The following is a 19,924-nucleotide window of genomic DNA, read 5'->3' on the forward strand; positions in this document are numbered from 1 at the left end:
CGAAGCCACCGTCACCATCGCCATCATCGACCAGTGGCTCCGAGCCTTACGAAACGCGGCCTAACGCCCAAGGAGTGAGCACAGATGTACCCCGCAACGCCCTCGACGGCGGACGCAACCACCGCGCGTAGCCACCGTACCCAACTCCCCCGGCGCCGGCTGCTGCGCGGCATCGCCGCAGTGGCGGTCGCCATGCCGCTGATGTTCGGCGCCGCCGCCTGCGGTGGTGACGAGCCGGCCAGCACCGACCCGAACGCCCCGGTCAAGCTGTCGATCTTCTGGTGGGGCGGTGAGGCCCGGGCCAAGCTGACCGAGGAGGCCCTCGCCCTCTACACCAAGCAGCACCCGAACGTCACCTTCGAGAAGACCTGGCAGGCCAACCAGGGCTACTTCGACAAGCTGGCCACCCTGACCGCCGGTGGCAACCCGCCGGACATCTTCCAGATCGACGACAACTTCCTCACCGAGTACGCGGCCCGCAACACCACGCTCGACCTGACCTCGTACAAGGACAACGGCAAGCTCGACGTCTCGAAGTTCCCGAAGAGCCTGTGGCAGTACGGCGTGGTCGACGGCAAGCTCGCCGGTGTCGCCGCCGGGGAGAACACCCAGGGCCTGGTCTACAACAAGACGCTGCTGCAGAAGAACGGCCTGCCCGAGCCGACCACCGGCATGAGCTGGGAGGAGCACATCGCCTGGGCCGAGCAGGTGAGCAAGAAGACCAAGATCCCCGGCACGATGGACCCGAGCGCCGACTACAAGGCGTTCTGGGTGTGGCTGCGCCAGCAGGGCAAGGACCTCTACAAGGGCAAGGAACTCGGCTTCACGGTCGAGGACGTGACCAGGTGGTTCGAGCTGTGGAAGGGTGCCCGCGACCGGGGTGCCACCCCGACCGCCGACGTGATCCACGAGGGCAACGCCACCGACATCACCAAGCAGCTCGTGGTGACCGGCAAGGCCGCCACCTCCTGGGTCTGGGCCAACCAGCTCCCGGAGCTGAAGAAGAACACCAAGGACGAGCTGGGGGTCGTGGCGTACCCGGGTGACCCGAGCGCCCAGTGGGCCCGCGCCTCGATGTACCTCTCGGTGTTCAAGGGCAGCAAGCACAAGGACGTCGCGGTCGACGTGGTCAACTTCCTGCTGAACGACCCGGAGGCCGCCAAGATCCTCGGCACCGACCGGGGCCTGCCGTCGAACCTCGACATCCGCAAGCTGGTCAGCGACGACGTCAAGGACCCGGCGATGAAGACCTCGATCGCCGTGGAGACCGAACTGGCGCAGAAGTTCGGTGAGTCGCCGCAGGTGCCGCTGAAGGGGCACAGCAAGGTCCGCGCCGAGCTGATCAAGGCCGCCGAGGAGGCGCAGTACGGACGGGCCACCCCGGCGAAGGCCGCCGAGCAGTTCATTGCCGCCTGCAAGGCCGCGATCGGCTGACCTGCCCGCTGAGGATTCGGAAAGGAGCCGGCTCGTGGCCCTGACCACGACGCCGGACCGGACTCGACGCGACACCGGATCCGTCCGGTCCGCCTCCCACGGGGGCGGAACCGGGCGGTTCCGGCACAGCGAGAGTCTGGCCGGGTACGTCTTCCTGTCGCCCTGGCTCATCGGTCTGATGGCCGTCACGGCGATTCCCATGCTCTTGTCGCTCTACCTGAGCTTCACCAACTACGACATCCTCACCCCCTGGTCCGAGGTGCAGTGGGTGGGGTTCGAGAACTACCGGCGGATGTTCAGTGACGACCCGTCGTACTGGCACGCGGTGCAGGTGACCCTGAAGTTCGCCCTGATCGCCGTACCGCTGAAGCTGGCCGCCGCGCTCGGCGTGGCCCTGCTGCTGAACAAGGCGTGGCGCGGCGTCGGCCTGTTCCGGGGCCTGTTCTACCTGCCGTCCCTGCTGGGCGGCAGCGTGGCGCTGGCCATCGTCTGGGTCAACATGTTCAACCGGGACGGCGCGTTCAACTCCTTCCTCAGCCTGTTCGGCATCGAGGGCAAGCCATGGGTCAACGACCCGGACTGGGCGCTGGAGACCCTGATGGTGCTCGCCATCTGGCAGTTCGGCGCGCCGATGGTGATCTTCCTGGCCGGGCTCAAGCAGGTGCCGACCGAGCTGTACGAGGCCGCGTCGGTGGACGGCGCGGGCCGGTTCCGGCAGTTCCGCAACGTCACCCTGCCGATGCTGTCCCCGGTGATCTTCTTCAACCTGGTGCTGGAGACGATCAACGGCTTCCAGGGCTTCACCGCGGCGTTCGTGCTCAGCAACGGCACCGGCGGCCCGGTCGATTCCACCCTGATGTACACGCTGAACCTCTACATCAAGGGCTTCACCGACCTGGAGATGGGCTACGCCTCCGCGATGGCGTGGGTCTTCCTGCTGGCCATCGCCCTGATCACGGTCGTCTTCTTCAGCACCGGGCGGTTCTGGGTGCACTACTCCGACGGGGAGAAGTGATGGTGGCGGTCACGGGAGCGGTACCTGCGGCCCGGCGGACCGGCGGCGGGCCCGGCAGGCGGTCCGGCTGGCCGTGCTGATCGCGATCCTCGCGGTCGTGCTCTACCCGCTGATCTGGATGATCGGGACGTCGGTCAAGTCCCAGGAGGAGATCGTCAACAACATCGGCCTGCTGCCGGAGAAGTTCACCCCGGGCAACTTCGCCCAGGGTGGACCAACTTCGACGTCAGCTTCGGCCGGTTCTTTTTCAACAGCGCCATGGTCAGCCTGCTGACCGTGGTCGGCAACGGTGTCTCCTGTCTGCTGGCCGCGTACGCCTTCGCCCGGCTGAGGTTCCGGCTCCGGGGGCTGTGGTTCGCCGTCATGATCGGCACCCTGCTGCTCCCCGGTCACGTGCTGATCGTGCCGCAGTACATCCTGTTCCGCAGCCTGGGCATGGTCGGCGGGGAGTGGCCGTACCTGCCACTGCTGGTCCCGCAGTTCCTGGCCACCGAGGCGTTCTTCGTCTTCCTGATGGTCCAGTTCATGCGGGGCATCCCGCGCGAGCTGGACGAGGCCGCGAAGATCGACGGGGCCAACGCGTTCGGCATCTTCCGGCACGTGATCCTGCCGCTGAGCCGGCCGGCGCTGGTCACCACGGCGATCTTCTCGTTCATCTGGACCTGGAACGACTTCTTCCGGCAGTTGGTGTTCCTCTCCCAACTGGAGGACTACACCGTGCCGGTGGCGCTGACCCTGTTCATCGACTCCACCAGCCAGAGCGCGGTGGGCCCGATGTTCGCCATGTCGGTGCTGTCGCTGCTGCCGGTGTTCCTGTTCTTCGTCGCCTTCCAGCGGATGCTGGTCGAGGGCATCAACACCAGCGGGCTCAAGGGGTGAACCGGTGAGCACAGGGCAACGGCGGGACTGGCGGGACGTGCTGCGCGACGGCAGCGACCTGGCACTGCTCGGCATCGTGGCGACGCTGGCCGCAGTGCCGCTGGTGACCGCCCCGGCGGCGGTCGCCACCGCCAGTGCCGCCCTGCACGACTGGCTCACTGACGGCAGTTGGCCCACAGCCCGGCGCACCCTGCGCCGGTTCGTCCGGGCCGTACCGGCCGGCATCCCGGTGGCGCTGCTCACCCTCGCCGCCGCCGGTCTGCTGGCACTGGACCTCGCCGCGCTGGCCCGCGGCGCGGTCCCCGGCGGCCCGCCCGCGCTGCTGCTCACCGTCGTGGTGACGGTCGCGCTGGCCGGGTACGCCGGGCTGGTCGTGGTCGCCGTCGGCCGGACCGGCGGCCGGGGTTGGCGGGCGGCGGCGCGGACCGCCGCCGCGGAGTCCCTGGCCCGGCCGGCCCGCTGGGCCGGGGTGAGCGGGGTGTGCGCGGTCGCCGCGCTGCTGGCCCTGCTGGTCACCCCGGTCGCGGTACCGATCCTCGCCGGCTACGTGCTGGCCGCCTGCCATGCCGTCGCCCGCCGACCGGTGCGGGCCGAGGTCACTTTGGAGCAGCCGTGACCGACGATCCACAGTTGCACGTCGACGGGGTACCGGTGGCCCGGTACGTCCTCGATCCCGACCTGGACGCCACGCACGGTCCCCGGCCGTACCTGCACCCGGTACGGACCCTCGCCGGCACGGTGGTCACCGACGCCCTGCCCGCCGACCACGTGTGGCACCTCGGTGCCTCGCTGGCGGTGCAGGACGTCAACGGCACCAACCTGTGGGGCGGACGCACCTACGTCCGCGACACCGGGTACACCTGGCGCGACGACCACGGCCGGATCGCGCACACCGGCTGGGACGAGCGGTACGCCGACCGGCTGGCCCACCGTCTCCAGTGGCGGGACCGGAACGGGGCGGTACTGCTCACCGAGCACCGTCGGCTGGCCGCCGCGCCGCTGGCCGGGCCGGCCGGCGGGTGGCTGCTCGACGTGGCGTACACGCTGACCGCCCCGGCCGACCACGACGTCGTGCTCGGCAGCCCGGCCACCAACGGCCGGCCGGGTGGGGCCGGGTACGGCGGCTTCTTCTGGCGGGCCGTGTCGACCGATCCGGCGGACACCTTCACCGCCACCGCCGAGGGTGCGGAGAAGGTCAACGGCAGCGCCGAACCATGGGTGGCGCTCACCGGTACGGCAGCCGACGGCGCGGCGTACACGCTGGTCTTCTGCGGCCTGGCCGAGGAGGACCGGTGGTTCGTCCGGACCGCCATGTACCCGGGGGTGTGCGCGGCGTTCGCCTTCGCGCGGACCCGGTCGATCCCGGCCGGCGGCAGCCGGTCCGGCCGGCACCGAATCGCGGTACTCGACGGGCACCCCGACCGGGCCACCGTCGCCGGCCTGGCCGACCGGCTCGGTACCGGCGGCTGAGCAGTCGGCGGGCCCCGTCCCGGCTCAGGCCGGGGCGGTCCCGGGCTCAGGCCGGCGCGGGCCCGGTGCTGTCCCGGCGGACCAGTTCGGCGGCGAGTACCTCCACCCGCCCGCCGGTCGTCCCCGGATCCAGCGCGAGGGTCATCGCCCGCACCCCCATCTCGACCAGGGGCAGCCGGACGGTGGTCAACGCCGGGGTGACGTCCCGGGCGATCGGCATGTCGTCGAACCCGGTCACCGAGACCCGCTCCGGCACCGCGATCCCGCGCGAGCGCAACAGGGCCAGCGCGCCGATCGCCATCTGGTCGTTCAACGCGACCACGGCGGTCAAGCCGGGCACCGCGTCGAGCAGTGCGCCGGTGGCCTGAACGCCGCCGTCCCGGTCGAAGCCGGCGTAGCAGATGTGCTCCTCGGGCAGGGTCAGGCCCTGCGCGGCGAAGGCCCGGCGCAGGCCGGCGATCCGGTCGGTGGTGGTGGTGAGCACCCGGGGGCCGGCGATCACCCCGACCATCCGGTGCCCGAGGGCGAGCAGTTCCCGGCCGACGAGGTAGCCACCGTCCTCATTGGCCGGCATCACCGCGTCGCCGGAGTGCTCGTGGCGACCGATCACCGCCACCCGCCCGCCGGTCGCCTCGTACGCGGCGAGCTTCTCGTTGAGCAGCGTGGTGAAGGCGGGATCGTGATAGCCGGAGCCGGCGAGGATGAGCGCGGCGACCTGCTGGCCCCGGAGCAGTTCGACGTACTCCAGTTCGCGCTCGGGATCGCGGTAGCTGTTGCAGATGATCAGCAGCCGGCCGCGTTCGGTCGCGACCCGTTGCAGCCCTCGGGTGACCTCGGCGAAGTACGGGTCGGACACGTCGTGCACGATCACGCCGACCGCGGTGCGGTCGGACCGCGCGAGGAGCTGGGCGTACGCGTTCGGCACGTACCGCAGCTCGGCGACCGCCTGCATGACCCGTTCGCGGAGTTCGTCGGCGACCGGTTTGCTGCTGCCGTTGATGACCCGGGACGCGGTGGCCGGGGAGACCCCCGCCCGCCGGGCGACGTCGGCGAGCGTCGCCATGGTCATCCCCTCCTGTCCGGACCATTGATGCCGCTACCGGGGCGGCGAGACGTCAGGTTACCGCACCGCAGCGCTGCGCCGACCGGCCCGAACGGGTTGTGGGGTCGGGCCGGCGGAGCAGGGTGCCGGGTGGGGTGCAGCGGGGGTTCCGGAGCGGGCGGAGAGGAAGGCCACTGTGCGGACCCTTGCCCTGACGGCGGGTGACGCCTACGCTTTTCGGGAAAGCGCTTACCTATGCGCCTTTCGCCCCCCACCCACCGTCCGGCGAGTGCGGTCCCGCCCCCGGCCTGCCCCGGACCCTCTGGCGCCCGGTCGGCCGACCGGGCCACCGCACCCCGTCGGGGCTGGCGGCCCGATCCCGCCCCACGGCGGTCGGACCGGACGGCCCCGACCGGTCCACCGGACGGGCCGGCCGGTGCCGTGCCGACCAGATCCGTACGGCGACGGCCGACCGAGTACACGGAAGGAACACCATGACCCGCAGGCCGATCGGCATCATCGTCAACGGCGTAACCGGCCGGATGGGCTACCGGCAGCACCTCGTCCGCTCCCTGCTGGCCATCCGGGAACAGGGCGGTATCCCGCTGGCCGACGGGACCACCATCTGGCCCGAACCGGTGCTGGTCGGCCGGAGCGAGACCCGGCTCCGGGAGATCGCCGAACGGCACGGGCTGACCGACTGGACCACCGACCTGTCCGCCGCGCTGGCCCGCGACGACGTGCAGATCTACTTCGACGCCCAGGTCACCCAACAGCGGGAGAAGGCGATCCGGCAGGCGATCGACGCCGGCAAGCACATCTACACCGAGAAGCCGTTGGCCGAGGAGAGCGCCGCCGCTCTCGACCTGGCCCGCGCCGCCACCGCCGCCGGGGTACGCACCGGCGTGGTGCAGGACAAGCTCTTCCTGCCCGGCCTGCGCAAGCTCAAGCGGCTCATCGACGGTGGCTTCTTCGGCCGGATCCTGTCGGTACGCGGCGAGTTCGGCTACTGGGTGTTCGAAGGTGACTGGCAGCCGGCGCAGCGTCCCTCCTGGAACTACCGGGCCGAGGACGGCGGCGGCATCGTCATGGACATGTTCCCGCACTGGCAGTACGTGCTGGAGGAGCTGTTCGGCCGGGTACGCGCCGTCTCCTGCGTGACCGCCACGCACATCCCCGAACGGGTCGACGAGTCCGGCCGCAGTTACCCGGCGACCGCCGACGACGCGGCGTACGGCATCTTCGAGCTGGAAGGCGGCATCGTCGCCCAGCTCAACTCCTCCTGGTGCGTCCGGGTCAACCGCGACGAACTGGTGGAGTTCCAGGTCGACGGCACCGAGGGCAGCGCGGTGGCCGGGCTGCGCACCTGCCGGGCGCAGCACCGCAGCGTCACGCCGAAGCCGGTGTGGAACCCGGACCTGCCGGTGACCGAGAACTTCCGTGCCCAGTGGACGGAGGTGCCGGACAACGAGGAGTTCGACAACGGCTTCAAGGTGCAGTGGGAGTCGTTCCTGCGGCACGTGGTCGCCGACGAGCCCTTCCGGTGGGACTTCCTGGCCGGGGCGCGCGGCGTACAACTCGCCGAGCTGGGCCTGCTCTCCGCCCGCGAGCAGCGTCGGGTCGAGGTTGCGGAGCTGGCCCGATGAGCGCCGAGGTACGCCTGCCCGACGGCACCCGGCTGCGGATCAGCGGTGACGGTGGCTTCCCCCGGCCGGCCGGACCGCCCACGTCGCGGATCGCGTACGCCGCCGCGCACGTGGTCGCCGACCCGACCGCGGAGAACGTCCCCGGCGCCCCGGCGGTCCTCGACTGGGACCGCACCCTGGCCTTCCGGCACCACCTGTGGTCCCACGGGCTGGGTGTGGCGGAGGCGATGGACACCGCCCAGCGCGGTATGGGGCTGGACTACCCGGCGACCCGGGAACTGATCCGGCGCAGTGCCACCGAGGCCCGGTCGGTGGGCGGCCGGATCGTCGCCGGGGTCGGTACCGACCAGTTCCCGCCGGGCGAGGCCAGCCTGACCGACATCGCCGCCGCGTACCGCGAGCAGCTCGACGACGTCATCGCCGCCGGGGCCCGGCCGGTGCTGATGTGCAGCCGGCACCTCGCCGCGGCTGCCCGGGGGCCGGAGGACTACCTGCGGATCTACGGCGAGCTGCTGGCCGCCACCGACCAGCCGGTGGTGCTGCACTGGCTCGGCCCGATGTTCGACCCGGCGCTGGCCGGTTACTGGGGCTCCACCGATCTCGACCTGGCCGTCGAGACGGTGCTGCACCTGGTCAAGGAACACGCGGCGAAGGTGGACGGCATCAAGACGTCCCTGCTCGACGCCGACTGGGAGATCGCCCTGCGCCGCCGGCTCCCCGCCGGGGTACGCCTCTACACCGGTGACGACTTCCACTACCCGGAGCTGATCCGGGGCGACGAGGTCGGGCACTCCGACGCGCTGCTCGGCATCTTCGCCGCCATCGCGCCGGCCGCTGCGGCGGCGCTGACCGCACTGGACCGGGGTGACCTGGCGGCCTACGACGCGATCTTCGCGCCGACGGTGCCGCTGGCCCGGCACCTGTTCGGCACACCGACCTACCACTACAAGACCGGCATCGTCTTCCTGGCCTGGCTCTGCGGGCACCAGGACCACTTCACCATGGTGGGCGGTCAGCAGTCCGGCCGGTCGCCGGTCCACCTGGCCAAGCTGCTGGTCCTCGCCGAACGGGCCGGTCTGCTGGCCGACCCGGAGTTGGCCGCCGCACGGGCCCGGGCGTACTTCGCGGTGGCGGGGGTGCAGCAGTGACCGTCAGCGGCCCGCTCCCCCGGCACCGGCTGGCCCGGTTCTCGTTCAACCAGGCCACCGCGAAACACTGGCCGCTGGCGGAGGTCGTCGCCGGCTGCGCCGAGGCGGGCGTACCCGGCATCGGCCTGTGGCGCGAGCCGGTCGCCGAGTACGGGCTGGCCCGGGCGGCGAAGCTGGTCCGCGACGCCGGGCTGACCGTCACCTCACTGTGCCGGGGCGGCTTCTTCACCGCCGACGGGTGGCGCGAGGAGAACCGCGTCGCCATCGACGAGGCCGCCGCGCTGGGCACCGACACCCTGGTCCTGGTCTCCGGCGGACTGCCGGCGGGCAGCCGGGACATCGACGGGGCCCGGCGGATGGTCGCCGACGCGATCGGCGAGCTGGTGCCGTACGCGCAGTCGGCCGGGGTACGGCTGGCGATCGAACCACTGCACCCGATGTTCTGCGCCGACCGGTGCGTGGTCGCCACCCTGGGCCAGGCACTCGACATCGCCGAGCAGTTCCCGGCCGGCGCCGTCGGTGTGGTGGTCGACGCGTACCACGTGTGGTGGGACGACCGGGTCTACGAGCAGATCGCCCGGGCCGGCGAGCGGATCGCCGCGTTCCAGGTCTGCGACTGGGTCACCCCGCTGCCCGAGGGGGTGCTGCTCGGTCGGGCGCTGCCCGGCGCGGGCTGCATCGAACTGCGCCGGCTGCGTCAGGCGGTGGACGCCGCCGGCTGGACCGGTCCGGTCGAGGTGGAGGTGTTCCACGCCGACGTGTGGGCCCGCCCCGGTCGGGAGGTACTCGCCGAGGCGATCGCCGGCTACCTGGACCACGTCGCCTAGCCGGAGCCCCTTGTCGATCATGGAGTTGTGGTGGGTGGTATACCCCGTCAGGTGGCTTTTGCGGGGCACCACAACTCCATGATCGGCGGGCTGTCAGGCGGCGGGCTGGGTGGGCTCAGCTCAGCGTGGCACGACCCGCTCGGCCGCCCACTGCCGCCACCCGGTGAGCTTGTCGACCGCCTCGGCGAGCTGGTCGGCGACCGGACCGGGGCCGGTCGAGCCGGGGGTGGTCCGGGCAGCCAACGCCGAACGCACCGACAGGACCTCGCGCACCCCCGGGTCGAGATGCTCGCTGACCAGGGTTAGATCCTCGTCGGACACCTCGTCGAGGGCACAGTCCCGGGCCACGCAGAGCGCCACCAGCCGACCGGTGATCTCGTGCGCGTCACGGAACGGTACGCCCCGGCGGACCAGCCAGTCGGCCACCTCGGTAGCCAGCGAGTAGCCCACCGGCGCGGCGGCCACCAGCCGGTCGACGCGTACCGTCATCGTGGAGATCATCCCGGCGAGCGCCGGCAGCAGCAGCTCCAGGGTGTCGACCGCGTCGAAGGCCGGTTCCTTGTCCTCCTGCATGTCCCGGTCGTAGGTCATCGGCAGGCCCTTGAGCATGGTCAGCACGGCCATCAGGCCGCCGACCAGCCGGCCGGACTTGCCCCGGGCCAGCTCGGCGATGTCCGCGTTCTTCTTCTGCGGCATGATCGACGAACCGGTGGCGAACGCGTCGTCCAGCTCCACCCAGCCGAACTCCTGCGAGGTCCAGAGGACCACCTCCTCGCCGAGCCGGGACAGGTGCACCCCGACCAGCGCGGTGACGAAGAGGAACTCGGCCACGAAGTCCCGGTCGGCGACCGCGTCCATGGAGTTGGCCGCGGCGGCGGTGAACCCCAGCTCCTGGGCGGTGCGTACCGGGTCCAGCGGCAGCGACGACCCGGCCAGCGCACCCGCGCCGAGCGGGCTGACCGCGGCCCGGGCGTCCCAGTCCCGCAACCGGTCCAGGTCCCGCAGCAGCGGCTGCACGTGGGCGAGCAGCCAGTGCCCGAAGGTGACCGGCTGGGCGTGCTGGAGGTGGGTCATCCCCGGCGCCGGCGTGTCGACGTGCCGCTCGGCCTGCTCGACCAGGGCGTCGGCCAGTTCGACCAGCCGACCGGCCACCCCCCGGGCGTGGTCGCGCAGGTAGAGCCGCAGGTCGGTGGCGACCTGGTCGTTACGGGACCGCCCGGCCCGCAGCTTGCCGCCCAGGCTACCGAGGCGCTCCAGCAGACCGCGCTCCAGCGCGGTGTGCACGTCCTCGTCGTCCACGGTGGGACGGAACGCCCCGGAGGCGCAGGCGGCCTCCAGGTCGTCCAGGGCGGCCAGGATCCGGCCCAGTTCGTCGGCGTCGAGCAGCCCCGCCCGGGCCAGCACCCGGGCGTGCGCCCGGGAGCCGGCGATGTCGTACGGGGCGAGACGCCAGTCGAACTGCACGCTGACCGAGAGCCGGGCCAGGGCCTCCGCGGGGCCGCCGGCGAACCGGCCACCCCACAGGCTCGTACGGTTGGTGGCGGCGCTGTTCTCGGTGAGGCTCTTGTCGTCCACGCCGTTCATTCTGGTCTGCACGGTCAGAAGCCACCCAACCGGGCGTCCCGGGCCGCGGCCATCTTGCTCGGCAGACCCCAGAGCTGCACGAAACCCTTGGCCAGCGACTGGTCGAAGGTGTCACCGGTGTCGTAGGTGGCCATGCCGAAGTCGTACAGGCTCGCCTCGGACCGCCGGCCGGTGACCACCGCGCGACCGCCGTGCAGGGTGAGCCGCACCTCGCCGCTGACCTGCTGCTGGGCGTCGTCGATGAACGCGTCCAGGGCCTTCTTGAGCGGGGAGAACCACAGACCGTCGTAGACCAGCTCGCCCCAGCGCTGGTCCACGCTGCGCTTGAACCGGGCCAGGTCACGCTCGACGGTGACCGCCTCCAGCTCCTGGTGCGCGGTGATCAGCGCGATCGCGCCCGGAGCCTCGTAGACCTCCCGGCTCTTGATCCCGACCAGCCGGTCCTCGACCATGTCGAGCCGCCCCACGCCCTGGGCGCCGGCCCGCCGGTTCAGCTCCACGATCGCCTGGTACGGGGTGACCGTCTCACCGTCGACGGCGACCGGTACGCCCGCGTCGAAGGTGATCACGACCTCGTCGGCGTCCCGCGGCTCGGCCGGGTCGGAGGTGTAGGAGTAGAGGTCCTCGATCGGGCCGTTCCAGATGTCCTCCAGGAAACCGGTCTCGACCGCCCGGCCCCACAGGTTCTGGTCGATCGAGTACGGCGACTTGTGGGTCACGTCGATCGGCAGGCCGCGCTCCTCGGCGTACGCGATGGCCTTGTCCCGGGTCCAGGCGAAGTCCCGGGCCGGCGCGATGATCTTCAGGTCCGGCGCGAGGGCGCCGAGCCCGACCTCGAACCGGACCTGGTCGTTGCCCTTGCCGGTGCAGCCGTGCGACACGATCGTGCCGCCGTGCTTGCGGGCCGCCATGACCAGGTGCTTGACGATCAGCGGCCGGGACAGCGCGGAGACCAGCGGGTACCGGTCCATGTAGAGGGCGTTGGCCCGCATGGCCGGCAGGCAGTACTCGGCGGCGAACTCGTCACGCGCGTCGACCACCTCGGATTCGACGGCGCCGCAGTCCAGCGCACGCTGCCGGATGGCCGCCAGGTCCTCGCCGCCCTGCCCGACGTCGACCGCTACCGCGATGATCTCCGCACCGGTCTGCTCGGCAAGGTAGGGAATGGCGACCGAGGTGTCCAGACCCCCGGAGTACGCCAGTACGACCCGCTCGCTCATGGTGTGGTGCTCCCTTCAACATGGTCATCCCGGCCGGCCCACGCGGAGAGCTTCGCTCCCAACGCGGCGCCGCCGACGGCCTCGCGGGCCACAACGAGGATGGTGTCGTCGCCGGCGATGGTGCCAACGACCTCGGGCAGGCCCGCTCGGTCCAACGCGCTGGCCAGAAACTGCGCCGCGCCCGGCGGGGTACGCAGCACGGTGATGTTCGCGCTGGAGTCGACGCCGGTGAGCAGCTCACGCAGCAGCCGGACCAGCCGGGCCGGAGCCGACTCGGCGTCCCGCAGCGGGCGCTTGCCGTCCTCCGGGATCAGATAGACGGCCGGACCGTCGCCCCCGCGTACCTTCACCGCGCCCAGCTCCTCCAGGTCCCGCGACAGGGTGGCCTGGGTGACCTGCACACCGTCGGCGGCGAGCAGGTCGGCCAGCTCGGTCTGCGACCGGACGGCGCGGTCCCGGACCAGCTCGACGATGCGGGCGTGCCGGGCGGTGCGGGTCAGCGGTCCGGTCATGAATCGGCCTCCAGCAGGAAGGTGAGCAGCGCCTTCTGGGCGTGCAGCCGATTCTCCGCCTGGTCGAAGACCGCGCTCTGCGGGCCGTCGAGCACCGCGTCGGTGATCTCCTCGCCCCGGTGTGCGGGCAGGCAGTGCAGCACGATCGCCCCGGGCGCGGCCAACGCCAGCAGCTCCGGGTTGACCTGGTACGGCCAGAACGGGGTCATCCGGTCCCGACCGTCACCCTCCTGGCCCATCGAGGTCCAGGTGTCGGTGGCGATCACGTCGGCCGCCTTCACCGCATCGGCCGGGTCGCGCAGCACGGCCACCGAGCCGCCGGTGGTGGCGGCGATCTGCTCGGCCCGGGCCACCACCTCCGGGGACGGGTCGTACCCGTCCGGCCCGGCGACCCGCACGTGCATCCCGGCGGTGGCCCCGGCCAGCAGGTACGAATGGGCCATGTTGTTCGCCGCGTCACCGACGTAGGTCAGGACGCGGCCGGCGGTGCCGCCGAGGTGCTCCCGGACGGTCAGCAGGTCGGCCAGGAGCTGGCAGGGGTGGAAGCCGTCGGTCAGCGCGTTGACCACCGGCACGCTCGCCCCGGTGGCCACCTCGGCGATCCGGTCGTCGCCGTGGGTACGCAGCACGATCGCGGCGACGTAGCGGGAGAGCACCCGGCCGGCGTCGGCCAGGGTCTCCCCCCGACCGAAGTGGGTCACCTGGGTGTCCACCACCAGCGGGTGTCCACCGAGTTCGGCGATGCCGGCGTCGAACGAGATGCGGGTGCGCAGGCTCTGCTTGTCGAACAGCACCGCCACCGCCCGGGGGCCGGCCAACGGCCGGAACGCGAACCGGTCGACCTTCATCCGGGCGGCCAGGTCCAGCACGGCGGACTGCTCGGCCGGGCTGAGGTCGTCGTCGCGCAGGAAGTGGCGGGTCATTCGGTCAACTCCGGGATGGCGGTCGGGTGCGGGGTCGACGGTGTACCGGCCGCCGGGGTCGAGGGCGGGGTGCTCCCGGCCGCCGTCACGGGCAGGGCGGCGTCCAGGGCTGCGGGCAGAGCGGCGAGGAACGCATCGGCCTGCTCCAGGGAGAGCACGAACGGCGGCGCCAGCCGCAGTACCCCCGGCTGCACCGGGTTGGCCAGGAAGCCGGCGTCACGCAGCACCCCGGCCACCGCCGCCGAGGCCGGCGCGGTGAAGACGATGCCGAGCAGTAGGCCGGCACCCCGGACCTCGGCGACCAGCGGGTGGCCGAGCGCCTCGACGCCGTGCCGGATCCGCTCGCCGACCCGCTTGACGTGGTCGAGCAGCCCTTCGCTGGCGATGGTGGAGATGACCGCGAGCGCGGCGGCACAGCTGATCGGGTTACCGCCGAAGGTGGTGCCGTGCGCACCCGGACCGAGCAGGTCGGCGGCGCCGCCGAAGGCCAGGCAGGCGCCGATCGGCAGGCCACCACCGAGCCCCTTGGCCAGGGTGACCACATCCGGCAGGACCCCCTCGGCCTGGTGCGCGAACCAGTGCCCGGTCCGGCCGATCCCGGTCTGCACCTCGTCGAGCACCAGCAGCGCGCCGTGCGCCGAGGTGATCCGCCGGGCCTCGGCGAGATAGCCGGCCGGGGGTACCACCACGCCGTTCTCGCCCTGGATCGGCTCGATGATCACCATGGCGGTGGCGTCGGTGACCGCGTCGGCCAGGGCGGCGGTGTCGCCGTACGGGACGTGGGTGACGTCACCGGGCAGCGGACGGAACGGGTCGGCCTTGGCCGGCTGGCCGGTGAGCGCCAACGCGCCCATCGTCCGACCGTGGAAACCGCCGTGGGTGGCGACCACGTGGGTCCGCCCGGTGAGCCGGGACAGCTTGAAGGCCGCCTCGTTGGCCTCGGCACCGGAGTTGGCGAAGAAGACCCGGCCGGGCCGTCCGGCCAACGCGAGCAGCAGCTCGGCCAGGGCGACCGGGGGTTCGGCCACGAACAGGTTGGACACGTGCCCCAGGGTGGCGACCTGCTTGGACACGGCGGCGACCACGGCCGGGTGGGCGTGGCCGAGGGCGTTGACCGCGATCCCGCCGAGCAGGTCGACGTACTCCCGGCCGGCCTCGTCGACCACCACCGCACCGGAGCCGGAGACCAGGGCCAGCGGCGGCGTGCCGTAGTTGTCCATCATGGACTGGCCCCAGCGTTCCACAAGCGAGGTCACGACTCCACCGAACCTTCCGCGCGCACGACCATCGTTCCGAATCCTTCCGAGGTGAAGACCTCCAGCAGCGTGGAGTGCGCGACCCGACCGTCGACGACGTGCGCGGCCGGCACCCCGCCGCGTACCGCCCGCAGACACGCCTCCATCTTCGGCACCATCCCCGACTCCAGGCTGGGCAGCAGCTCCGCCAGCTTCTCGTCGGTGATCTCGGAGATCAGGCTGTCGGTGTCCGGCCAGTCGGCGTAGAGCCCGGCCACATCGGTCAGTACCACCAGCTTGCGGGCCTGCAATGCGATGGCCAGCGCGGCGGCGGCGGTGTCCGCGTTCAGGTTGTGCAGCACCCCGTCGGCGTCCGGCGCCACGGTCGAGATGACCGGGATCCGACCCGCGTCGACCAGGTCGGTCACCGCCGAGACGTCGACCGAGTCCACGTCACCGACCTGGCCGATGTCGACCGGTTCGCCGTCGACGTACGCCGGACGGCGCACCGCGGTGAACAGCCGGGCGTCCTCCCCGGAGAGGCCGACCGCGTACGGGCCGTGCGAGTTGATCAGGCCGACCAGTTCCCGGCCGACCTGGCCGACCAGGACCATCCGGACGACGTCCATCGCCTCCGGCGTGGTGACCCGCAGGCCGCCCTTGAACTCGCTGGCGATACCGAGCCGCTTGAACATGGCGGAGATCTGTGGCCCACCGCCGTGCACGACGATCGGCTTCAGGCCGGCGTACCGCAGGAACACCATGTCGGCGGCGAACGCCTGCTGCAACTGCGGGTCGACCATCGCGTTGCCGCCGTACTTGACCACGATGGTGGCGCCGGAGAACCGGGCCAGCCACGGCAGCGCCTCGATCAGCGTGGCCGCCTTGGCCTGGGCCCGGGTGAGGTCAGCGGTGAGGCTCATGTCGAGTACGCCGAGTTCTCGTGCACGTACGCGTGGGAGAGATCGTTGGTCCAGACGGTGGCCGATGTCTGGCCCGCGTGCAGGTCGATCCGGATGGTGACGTCCCGTCCGGAGAGGTCGACCTTGGAACGGTCCTCGGCGGCGGCGCCGGAGCGGCACACCCAGATCCCGTTGACCGCGACATCGACCGCGTCGGGCTCGAAGGCGGCGCCGGTGGTGCCGACCGCAGCGAGGATCCGGCCCCAGTTCGGGTCGTTGCCGAACAGTGCCGTCTTGACCAGGTTGTTGCGGGCCACCGCGCGCCCCACCTCGACCGCGTCGTCCTCGCTGGCCGCGCCGACCACGTCGACGGCGATCTGCTTGGTCGCGCCCTCGGCGTCGGCGATGAGCTGTTGGGCCAGGTCGTGGCAGGCCGCGGTGACCGCGGCGGCCAGTTCGAGGTCGGTCGGGGCGATGCCGGACGCGCCGCTGGCCAGCAGCAGCACCGTGTCGTTGGTGGACATGCAGCCGTCGGAGTCGATCCGGTCGAAGGTGACTCGGCAGGCGGCCCGTAGCGCGGCGTCGAGCGCCTCCGGACCGGCCACCGCGTCGGTGGTCAGCACGCAGAGCATGGTCGCCATGGCCGGGGCGAGCATGCCGGCGCCCTTGGCCATTCCGCCGACCATCCAGCCGCTGCCGGTGGCGACCGTGGTCTTCGGCCGGCTGTCGGTGGTCATGATCGCCTCGGCGGCGGCCGGCCCGCCGGAGCGGGACAGTCCCCGCACCGCGGCCCGGACACCGGGGAGCAACCTGTCCATCGGCAGCCGCTCACCGATCAGGCCGGTCGAGCAGACCGCCACGTCACCGGCGCCGAGGATGAGCCGGCCCGCCGAGCCGGTCAGTGCCGAGGCGGTGTGCTCGGCGGTGGCGTGGGTGTCCTGGAAACCGGGCGAGCCGGTGCAGGCGTTCGCGCCGCCGGAGTTGAGTACCACGGCGCGTACCACCCCGCCCCGCAGGACCTGCTGGGACCAGAGCACCGGCGCGGCCTTCACCCGGTTGGCGGTGAAGACCCCGGCGGCGGTGGCATCCGGTCCGTCGTTGACGACCAGGGCGACATCCAGCGCCCCGCTGCTCTTCAGACCGGCGGCGACACCGGCGGCCCGGAAGCCCCGAGGGGCGGTGACGGTCACTGGGCTGCCCTTTCGTTCGCGACTGCGGTGCTCCGCTGCGCTGCGCTCCTCGCGCTCACCGAGCCACCTCCTTGTTCGCGACTGCGGTGCTCCGCTGCGCTGCGCTCCTCGCGCTCACGGGGCGATCCCCCAGACGGAGAGGCCGGTGGTCTCCGGCAGGCCGGACATCAGGTTGGCGCACTGCACGGCCTGCCCGGCCGCACCCTTGCCCAGGTTGTCGATGGCGCTGACCACGATCACCCGGCCGGAGTCGACGTCGACGGTGGCCTGGAGGTGGCAGGAGTTCGAACCGAGGGTGGCGGCGGTGTGCGGCCAGGCACCCTCGGGGAGCACGTGCACGAACGGGCTGTCGGCGTACGCCCCGGCGAGGACCGCACGCGGGTCGGTGCCGCCGGCCGACGGTACCGCGGTGACCGTGGCCAGGATGCCACGCGGCATCGGGGCCAGTACCGGGGTGAAGCTGAGCGAGGTGGCTCCGGTGGCCTGCTTGATCTCGGGTACGTGCTGGTGGGCGCCGACCTTGTAGGGCGACAGGTCACCCATCACCTCGCTGCCCAGCAGGTTGGCTTTGGCGGCCCGGCCGGCGCCGGACGTGCCGGAGGCGGCGACCACCACGACGTCGTCGGGGGCGACCGCACCGGCGGCGACCAGCGGGGCCAGCGCCAGCGTGGTGGCCACCGCGTAGCAGCCGGTCGCCGCGACCCGGGTCGCGGCGGCGATCACCGCCCGCTGGCCGGGCAGCTCGGGCAGGCCGTAGGTCCAGGCCCCGGCGTGCACGCCACCGTAGTAGCGCTGCCAGGCCGCGGCGTCGGTCAGCCGGTGGTCCGCGCCGAGGTCGACGACCTTGGCACCGGACGGCAGGGCGGCGGCGAGCGCCGCCGACTGGCCGTGCGGCAGCGCCAGGAAGACCAGGTCGGCGTCGGCCAGGGCGCCCGGGTCGGTCGCGCTGAGGACCAGGTCCAGCCCGGCGAGCTTCGGGTGTACGGCCGCCACGGGCTGACCGGCCTGGCTGTGCGCGGTGGCGACGGTCAGGTCGAACTCGGGGTGGCCGGCGATCAGGCGGAGCAGTTCGCCACCGGCGTACCCGCTCGCCCCGGCGACCCCAACCTTGATACCCATACCCACCTCCGCATGTCTATGCAGAAAGGGTAGCCCGACACCTGGGGGATCTGCAACTTCATACGGAACCCCGCATGAAATCACAGTGGGCGCATGACACCGCAGCACATCAGCCCGGGCACGGGACGGGCTCCCTCCTCCTACCTGATCGAAAAGGGAGCCGTCCGCGGCCATGGTCTCCGACCGGCACCGCTGGTCGAACCGCCGACGGATCGACTTCAGCTCCTATTCGGTCAGGGTCCGGGTGGCCCGGATCATCGCGGACCTGGCCCGCACCCACGGACGGCGGACCCCGGACGGGGTGGTCATCGACGCACACCTCACCCAGCCGGAACTGGCGACGATCTGCGGAGCCGCCGACACCACGGTTCAGAAGGCGCTGCGGGAGATGCGGACGGACGGGCTGGTCGAGACGGACTACCGCAAGATCACGGTCCGGGATCTGGCCGGGCTACGTGAGGCCGGCAGGTTCGACCCCGACGAGCGTTAGGAAGGGCCCCTTTACCTACCGAAAGCGATAAGAAGGGGCCCTTCCTAACCGCACCTACCGCAGGTGGGACTCGACGGCGTCGGCGGCGCGGTCGACGCCTCCGTCGGCGCGTACCCGGTCCCGCAGCTCGGTCAACCGACGACGGACCTCGGCGTCCGCCGCGACCTCGTCGACGGCGGAGCGCAGGGTTTCCACGGTCACCTGGTCGGTGGGCAGGTGCCGGCCGACGCCCAGCTCGACGAGCCGGTCGGCGTTGCCGAACTGGTCCACTGCCTGCGGTACCGCCACCGTGGGCACCCCGAACCAGAGTGCCTCGGTGCAGCTACCCATCCCGGCATGGGTGACGAACGCCGACGCGGCGTCGAGCACGGCGAGCTGCGGCACCCGACGGTGCACCTCGATGGTGGCCGGCAGGTCACCGAGGTCGGCCGGGTCCACGTGCTCGCCGATCACCAGCACCACGTGCCAGTCCGAGTCGGCGAACCCGGAAACGCAGGCCCGGTAGACCGGGAGCTGGTCGGTGAAGGCGGTGCCGAAGGAGACCAGCAGCACCGGCCGGCCGCCGGCCGGCGGCGTCCAGCTCCGGTCGGCGAGCCGGTCGGGGTCGAGGCACGGCCCGACGAAGCGGACCGACGGTGGTACCCGGTCGGCGTGCGGCTGCATGGCGCGAGGGATCAGCGACAGCACGTGCTCCGGGAAGGTGATCCACCGCTGGGCGTCGACATCGATGCCGTTGTCCGCCAACCAACTGTTGTAGGTGGCGAAGTAGTCCCGGCCGCTCTCCGACGCGCGCAGTGCGTCGTAGAAGTCGGCCATGTCGTCCTCGTATCCGGTCCAGGCGACCAGGGTCGGGGAGAGCTGCACCGCCGGTACCCCGAACCGGGCGGCGAGTACCGGACCGGCCAGCCCGCCGATGTCGTACAACACCAGGTCGGGCCGGTCGTCGGCGAACCGGTCGAGCAGCCGGGGCAGCACGGACATGCCCTCGTCGAGGAAGATCCGCATCGCCGAGCCGGGGTCGTCCGGCCAGCCGTGCTCGCCGAGCGGCAGCAGCGACGGGTGCGGCACCGGCTCGGCGCCGGTCGGCGTGACCAGCTCGACCAGCGGCTCACCGACGACGTAGCTGACCCGGTGCCCCCGGTCGACGAGTTCACGGATGAGGGCCAGCGAGGGATAGATGTGGCTCGGCGCCGTGCAGCCGGCCATGAGGATGTGGGAACGCGCACGCATGGATGGTCCTGTCGTGTCGGAGGAACGAGACGTCGTCCGGCGGCGACACGGTTGACCC

General features: G+C 71.9%; 20 protein-coding genes. 10 read left to right on the forward strand and 10 right to left on the reverse strand.

Annotated features, from left to right (window positions below; all coding sequences use genetic code 11):
- The first annotated feature begins 84 nt into the window (after positions 1–84).
- From V6U90_RS09455 to V6U90_RS09475, 6 genes are all read left to right on the forward strand, one after another.
- Entirely contained in the window at positions 85–1,434 is a 1,350-nt protein-coding gene (locus V6U90_RS09455; RefSeq protein ID WP_334433520.1) for an ABC transporter substrate-binding protein, read from the forward strand.
- 34 nt (positions 1,435–1,468) lie between these two features.
- On the forward strand, positions 1,469–2,449 hold the full coding sequence (locus V6U90_RS09460) for a carbohydrate ABC transporter permease (RefSeq protein WP_334433522.1): 981 nt from the start codon (positions 1,469–1,471) through the stop codon (positions 2,447–2,449).
- Positions 2,450–2,522: 73 nt separating this feature from the next.
- The gene (locus tag V6U90_RS33915) at positions 2,523–2,723 is read left to right on the forward strand and encodes a hypothetical protein (RefSeq protein WP_442933554.1); all 201 of its coding nucleotides are present in this window, start codon (positions 2,523–2,525) and stop codon (positions 2,721–2,723) included.
- Entirely contained in the window at positions 2,708–3,328 is a 621-nt protein-coding gene (locus V6U90_RS09465) for a carbohydrate ABC transporter permease (RefSeq protein ID WP_442933555.1), read from the forward strand. Before V6U90_RS33915 ends, V6U90_RS09465 begins: the two co-directional genes overlap by 16 nt.
- A 4-nt stretch (positions 3,329–3,332) precedes the next feature.
- Complete coding sequence (locus tag V6U90_RS09470; protein WP_334433524.1) at positions 3,333–3,944, forward strand: hypothetical protein; 612 nt, start codon at positions 3,333–3,335, stop codon at positions 3,942–3,944.
- Entirely contained in the window at positions 3,941–4,798 is an 858-nt protein-coding gene (locus V6U90_RS09475; protein WP_334433526.1) for a PmoA family protein, read from the forward strand. The genes V6U90_RS09470 and V6U90_RS09475 overlap by 4 nt, the downstream gene beginning before the upstream one ends.
- 46 nt (positions 4,799–4,844) lie before the next feature.
- Here V6U90_RS09475 and V6U90_RS09480 read toward each other — a convergent pair whose 3' ends face one another.
- Positions 4,845–5,861, reverse strand: coding sequence for a LacI family DNA-binding transcriptional regulator (locus V6U90_RS09480; protein WP_334433804.1), 1,017 nt, complete (start codon positions 5,859–5,861; stop codon positions 4,845–4,847).
- A 473-nt stretch (positions 5,862–6,334) separates the two neighbouring features.
- On the opposite strand from V6U90_RS09480, the gene V6U90_RS09485 reads away from it, so the two are divergent.
- The 3 genes from V6U90_RS09485 to V6U90_RS09495 are packed head-to-tail and all read left to right on the forward strand — an operon-like array spanning position 6,335 to position 9,461.
- Positions 6,335–7,486, forward strand: a complete 1,152-nt coding sequence (locus tag V6U90_RS09485; protein ID WP_334433528.1) for a Gfo/Idh/MocA family protein — start codon at positions 6,335–6,337, stop codon at positions 7,484–7,486.
- Positions 7,483–8,634, forward strand: a complete 1,152-nt coding sequence (locus V6U90_RS09490) for a dihydrodipicolinate synthase family protein (protein WP_334433530.1) — start codon at positions 7,483–7,485, stop codon at positions 8,632–8,634. Before V6U90_RS09485 ends, V6U90_RS09490 begins: the two co-directional genes overlap by 4 nt.
- A complete protein-coding gene (locus V6U90_RS09495) occupies positions 8,631–9,461 on the forward strand; it encodes a sugar phosphate isomerase/epimerase family protein (RefSeq protein ID WP_334433532.1) in 831 nt (276 codons plus the stop codon). The genes V6U90_RS09490 and V6U90_RS09495 overlap by 4 nt, the downstream gene beginning before the upstream one ends.
- Before the next feature lie 120 nt (positions 9,462–9,581).
- Here V6U90_RS09495 and argH read toward each other — a convergent pair whose 3' ends face one another.
- The 8 genes from argH to argC form a co-directional block, all read right to left on the reverse strand.
- Positions 9,582–11,045, reverse strand: coding sequence for an argininosuccinate lyase (gene argH, locus V6U90_RS09500; RefSeq protein WP_334433534.1), 1,464 nt, complete (start codon positions 11,043–11,045; stop codon positions 9,582–9,584).
- A gap of 14 nt (positions 11,046–11,059) precedes the next feature.
- Positions 11,060–12,265 carry an argininosuccinate synthase gene (locus tag V6U90_RS09505; protein WP_334433536.1) on the reverse strand — a complete coding sequence of 402 codons (1,206 nt, stop codon included), beginning with the start codon at positions 12,263–12,265 and terminating at the stop codon, positions 11,060–11,062.
- Positions 12,262–12,777: an arginine repressor gene (locus tag V6U90_RS09510; RefSeq protein ID WP_334433538.1), complete on the reverse strand. Its 516-nt coding sequence runs from the start codon at positions 12,775–12,777 to the stop codon at positions 12,262–12,264. Before V6U90_RS09510 ends, V6U90_RS09505 begins: the two co-directional genes overlap by 4 nt.
- Positions 12,774–13,700, reverse strand: coding sequence for an ornithine carbamoyltransferase (gene argF / locus V6U90_RS09515; protein ID WP_334433540.1), 927 nt, complete (start codon positions 13,698–13,700; stop codon positions 12,774–12,776). Before argF ends, V6U90_RS09510 begins: the two co-directional genes overlap by 4 nt.
- Positions 13,697–14,956: an acetylornithine transaminase gene (locus V6U90_RS09520; protein WP_334433542.1), complete on the reverse strand. Its 1,260-nt coding sequence runs from the start codon at positions 14,954–14,956 to the stop codon at positions 13,697–13,699. The genes argF and V6U90_RS09520 overlap by 4 nt, the downstream gene beginning before the upstream one ends.
- Positions 14,953–15,858 carry an acetylglutamate kinase gene (gene argB, locus V6U90_RS09525; RefSeq protein ID WP_334433543.1) on the reverse strand — a complete coding sequence of 302 codons (906 nt, stop codon included), beginning with the start codon at positions 15,856–15,858 and terminating at the stop codon, positions 14,953–14,955. The genes V6U90_RS09520 and argB overlap by 4 nt, the downstream gene beginning before the upstream one ends.
- Entirely contained in the window at positions 15,855–17,027 is a 1,173-nt protein-coding gene (gene argJ / locus V6U90_RS09530) for a bifunctional glutamate N-acetyltransferase/amino-acid acetyltransferase ArgJ (RefSeq protein WP_334433545.1), read from the reverse strand. Before argJ ends, argB begins: the two co-directional genes overlap by 4 nt.
- 114 nt (positions 17,028–17,141) lie before the next feature.
- Positions 17,142–18,146, reverse strand: a complete 1,005-nt coding sequence (gene argC, locus V6U90_RS09535; RefSeq protein ID WP_334433547.1) for an N-acetyl-gamma-glutamyl-phosphate reductase — start codon at positions 18,144–18,146, stop codon at positions 17,142–17,144.
- 172 nt (positions 18,147–18,318) lie between these two features.
- Here argC and V6U90_RS09540 point away from each other — a divergent pair, with 172 nt between their 5' ends.
- Positions 18,319–18,636 (forward strand): Crp/Fnr family transcriptional regulator, encoded by a 318-nt coding sequence (locus V6U90_RS09540; RefSeq protein WP_334433549.1) that lies wholly within the window; start codon positions 18,319–18,321, stop codon positions 18,634–18,636.
- A 54-nt stretch (positions 18,637–18,690) separates the two neighbouring features.
- Here the strand turns inward: V6U90_RS09540 and V6U90_RS09545 are convergent, their stop codons facing one another.
- Complete coding sequence (locus tag V6U90_RS09545) at positions 18,691–19,866, reverse strand: macrolide family glycosyltransferase (RefSeq protein WP_334433551.1); 1,176 nt, start codon at positions 19,864–19,866, stop codon at positions 18,691–18,693.
- Between the last annotated feature and the right edge of the window lie 58 nt (positions 19,867–19,924).

Origin of the sequence: Micromonospora sp. CPCC 206060 (assembly GCF_036906895.1) — a bacterium.
Taxonomy (GTDB): domain Bacteria; phylum Actinomycetota; class Actinomycetes; order Mycobacteriales; family Micromonosporaceae; genus Micromonospora.

Bases quoted from the DNA above. Each gene is read 5' to 3' on its own strand.
- argH (WP_334433534.1), bottom strand. From the start codon at position 11,045: ATGAACGGCGTGGACGACAAGAGCCTCACCGAGAACAGCGCCGCCACC.
- argB (WP_334433543.1), bottom strand. From the start codon at position 15,858: ATGAGCCTCACCGCTGACCTCACCCGGGCCCAGGCCAAGGCGGCCACG.
- V6U90_RS09505 (WP_334433536.1), bottom strand. From the start codon at position 12,265: ATGAGCGAGCGGGTCGTACTGGCGTACTCCGGGGGTCTGGACACCTCG.
- V6U90_RS09455 (WP_334433520.1), top strand. From the start codon at position 85: ATGTACCCCGCAACGCCCTCGACGGCGGACGCAACCACCGCGCGTAGC.
- V6U90_RS09510 (WP_334433538.1), bottom strand. From the start codon at position 12,777: ATGACCGGACCGCTGACCCGCACCGCCCGGCACGCCCGCATCGTCGAG.
- argF (WP_334433540.1), bottom strand. From the start codon at position 13,700: ATGACCCGCCACTTCCTGCGCGACGACGACCTCAGCCCGGCCGAGCAG.
- V6U90_RS09545 (WP_334433551.1), bottom strand. From the start codon at position 19,866: ATGCGTGCGCGTTCCCACATCCTCATGGCCGGCTGCACGGCGCCGAGC.
- argC (WP_334433547.1), bottom strand. From the start codon at position 18,146: ATGGGTATCAAGGTTGGGGTCGCCGGGGCGAGCGGGTACGCCGGTGGC.
- V6U90_RS09480 (WP_334433804.1), bottom strand. From the start codon at position 5,861: ATGGCGACGCTCGCCGACGTCGCCCGGCGGGCGGGGGTCTCCCCGGCC.
- V6U90_RS09490 (WP_334433530.1), top strand. From the start codon at position 7,483: ATGAGCGCCGAGGTACGCCTGCCCGACGGCACCCGGCTGCGGATCAGC.
- V6U90_RS09540 (WP_334433549.1), top strand. From the start codon at position 18,319: ATGGTCTCCGACCGGCACCGCTGGTCGAACCGCCGACGGATCGACTTC.
- V6U90_RS09465 (WP_442933555.1), top strand. From the start codon at position 2,708: ATGGTCAGCCTGCTGACCGTGGTCGGCAACGGTGTCTCCTGTCTGCTG.
- V6U90_RS09485 (WP_334433528.1), top strand. From the start codon at position 6,335: ATGACCCGCAGGCCGATCGGCATCATCGTCAACGGCGTAACCGGCCGG.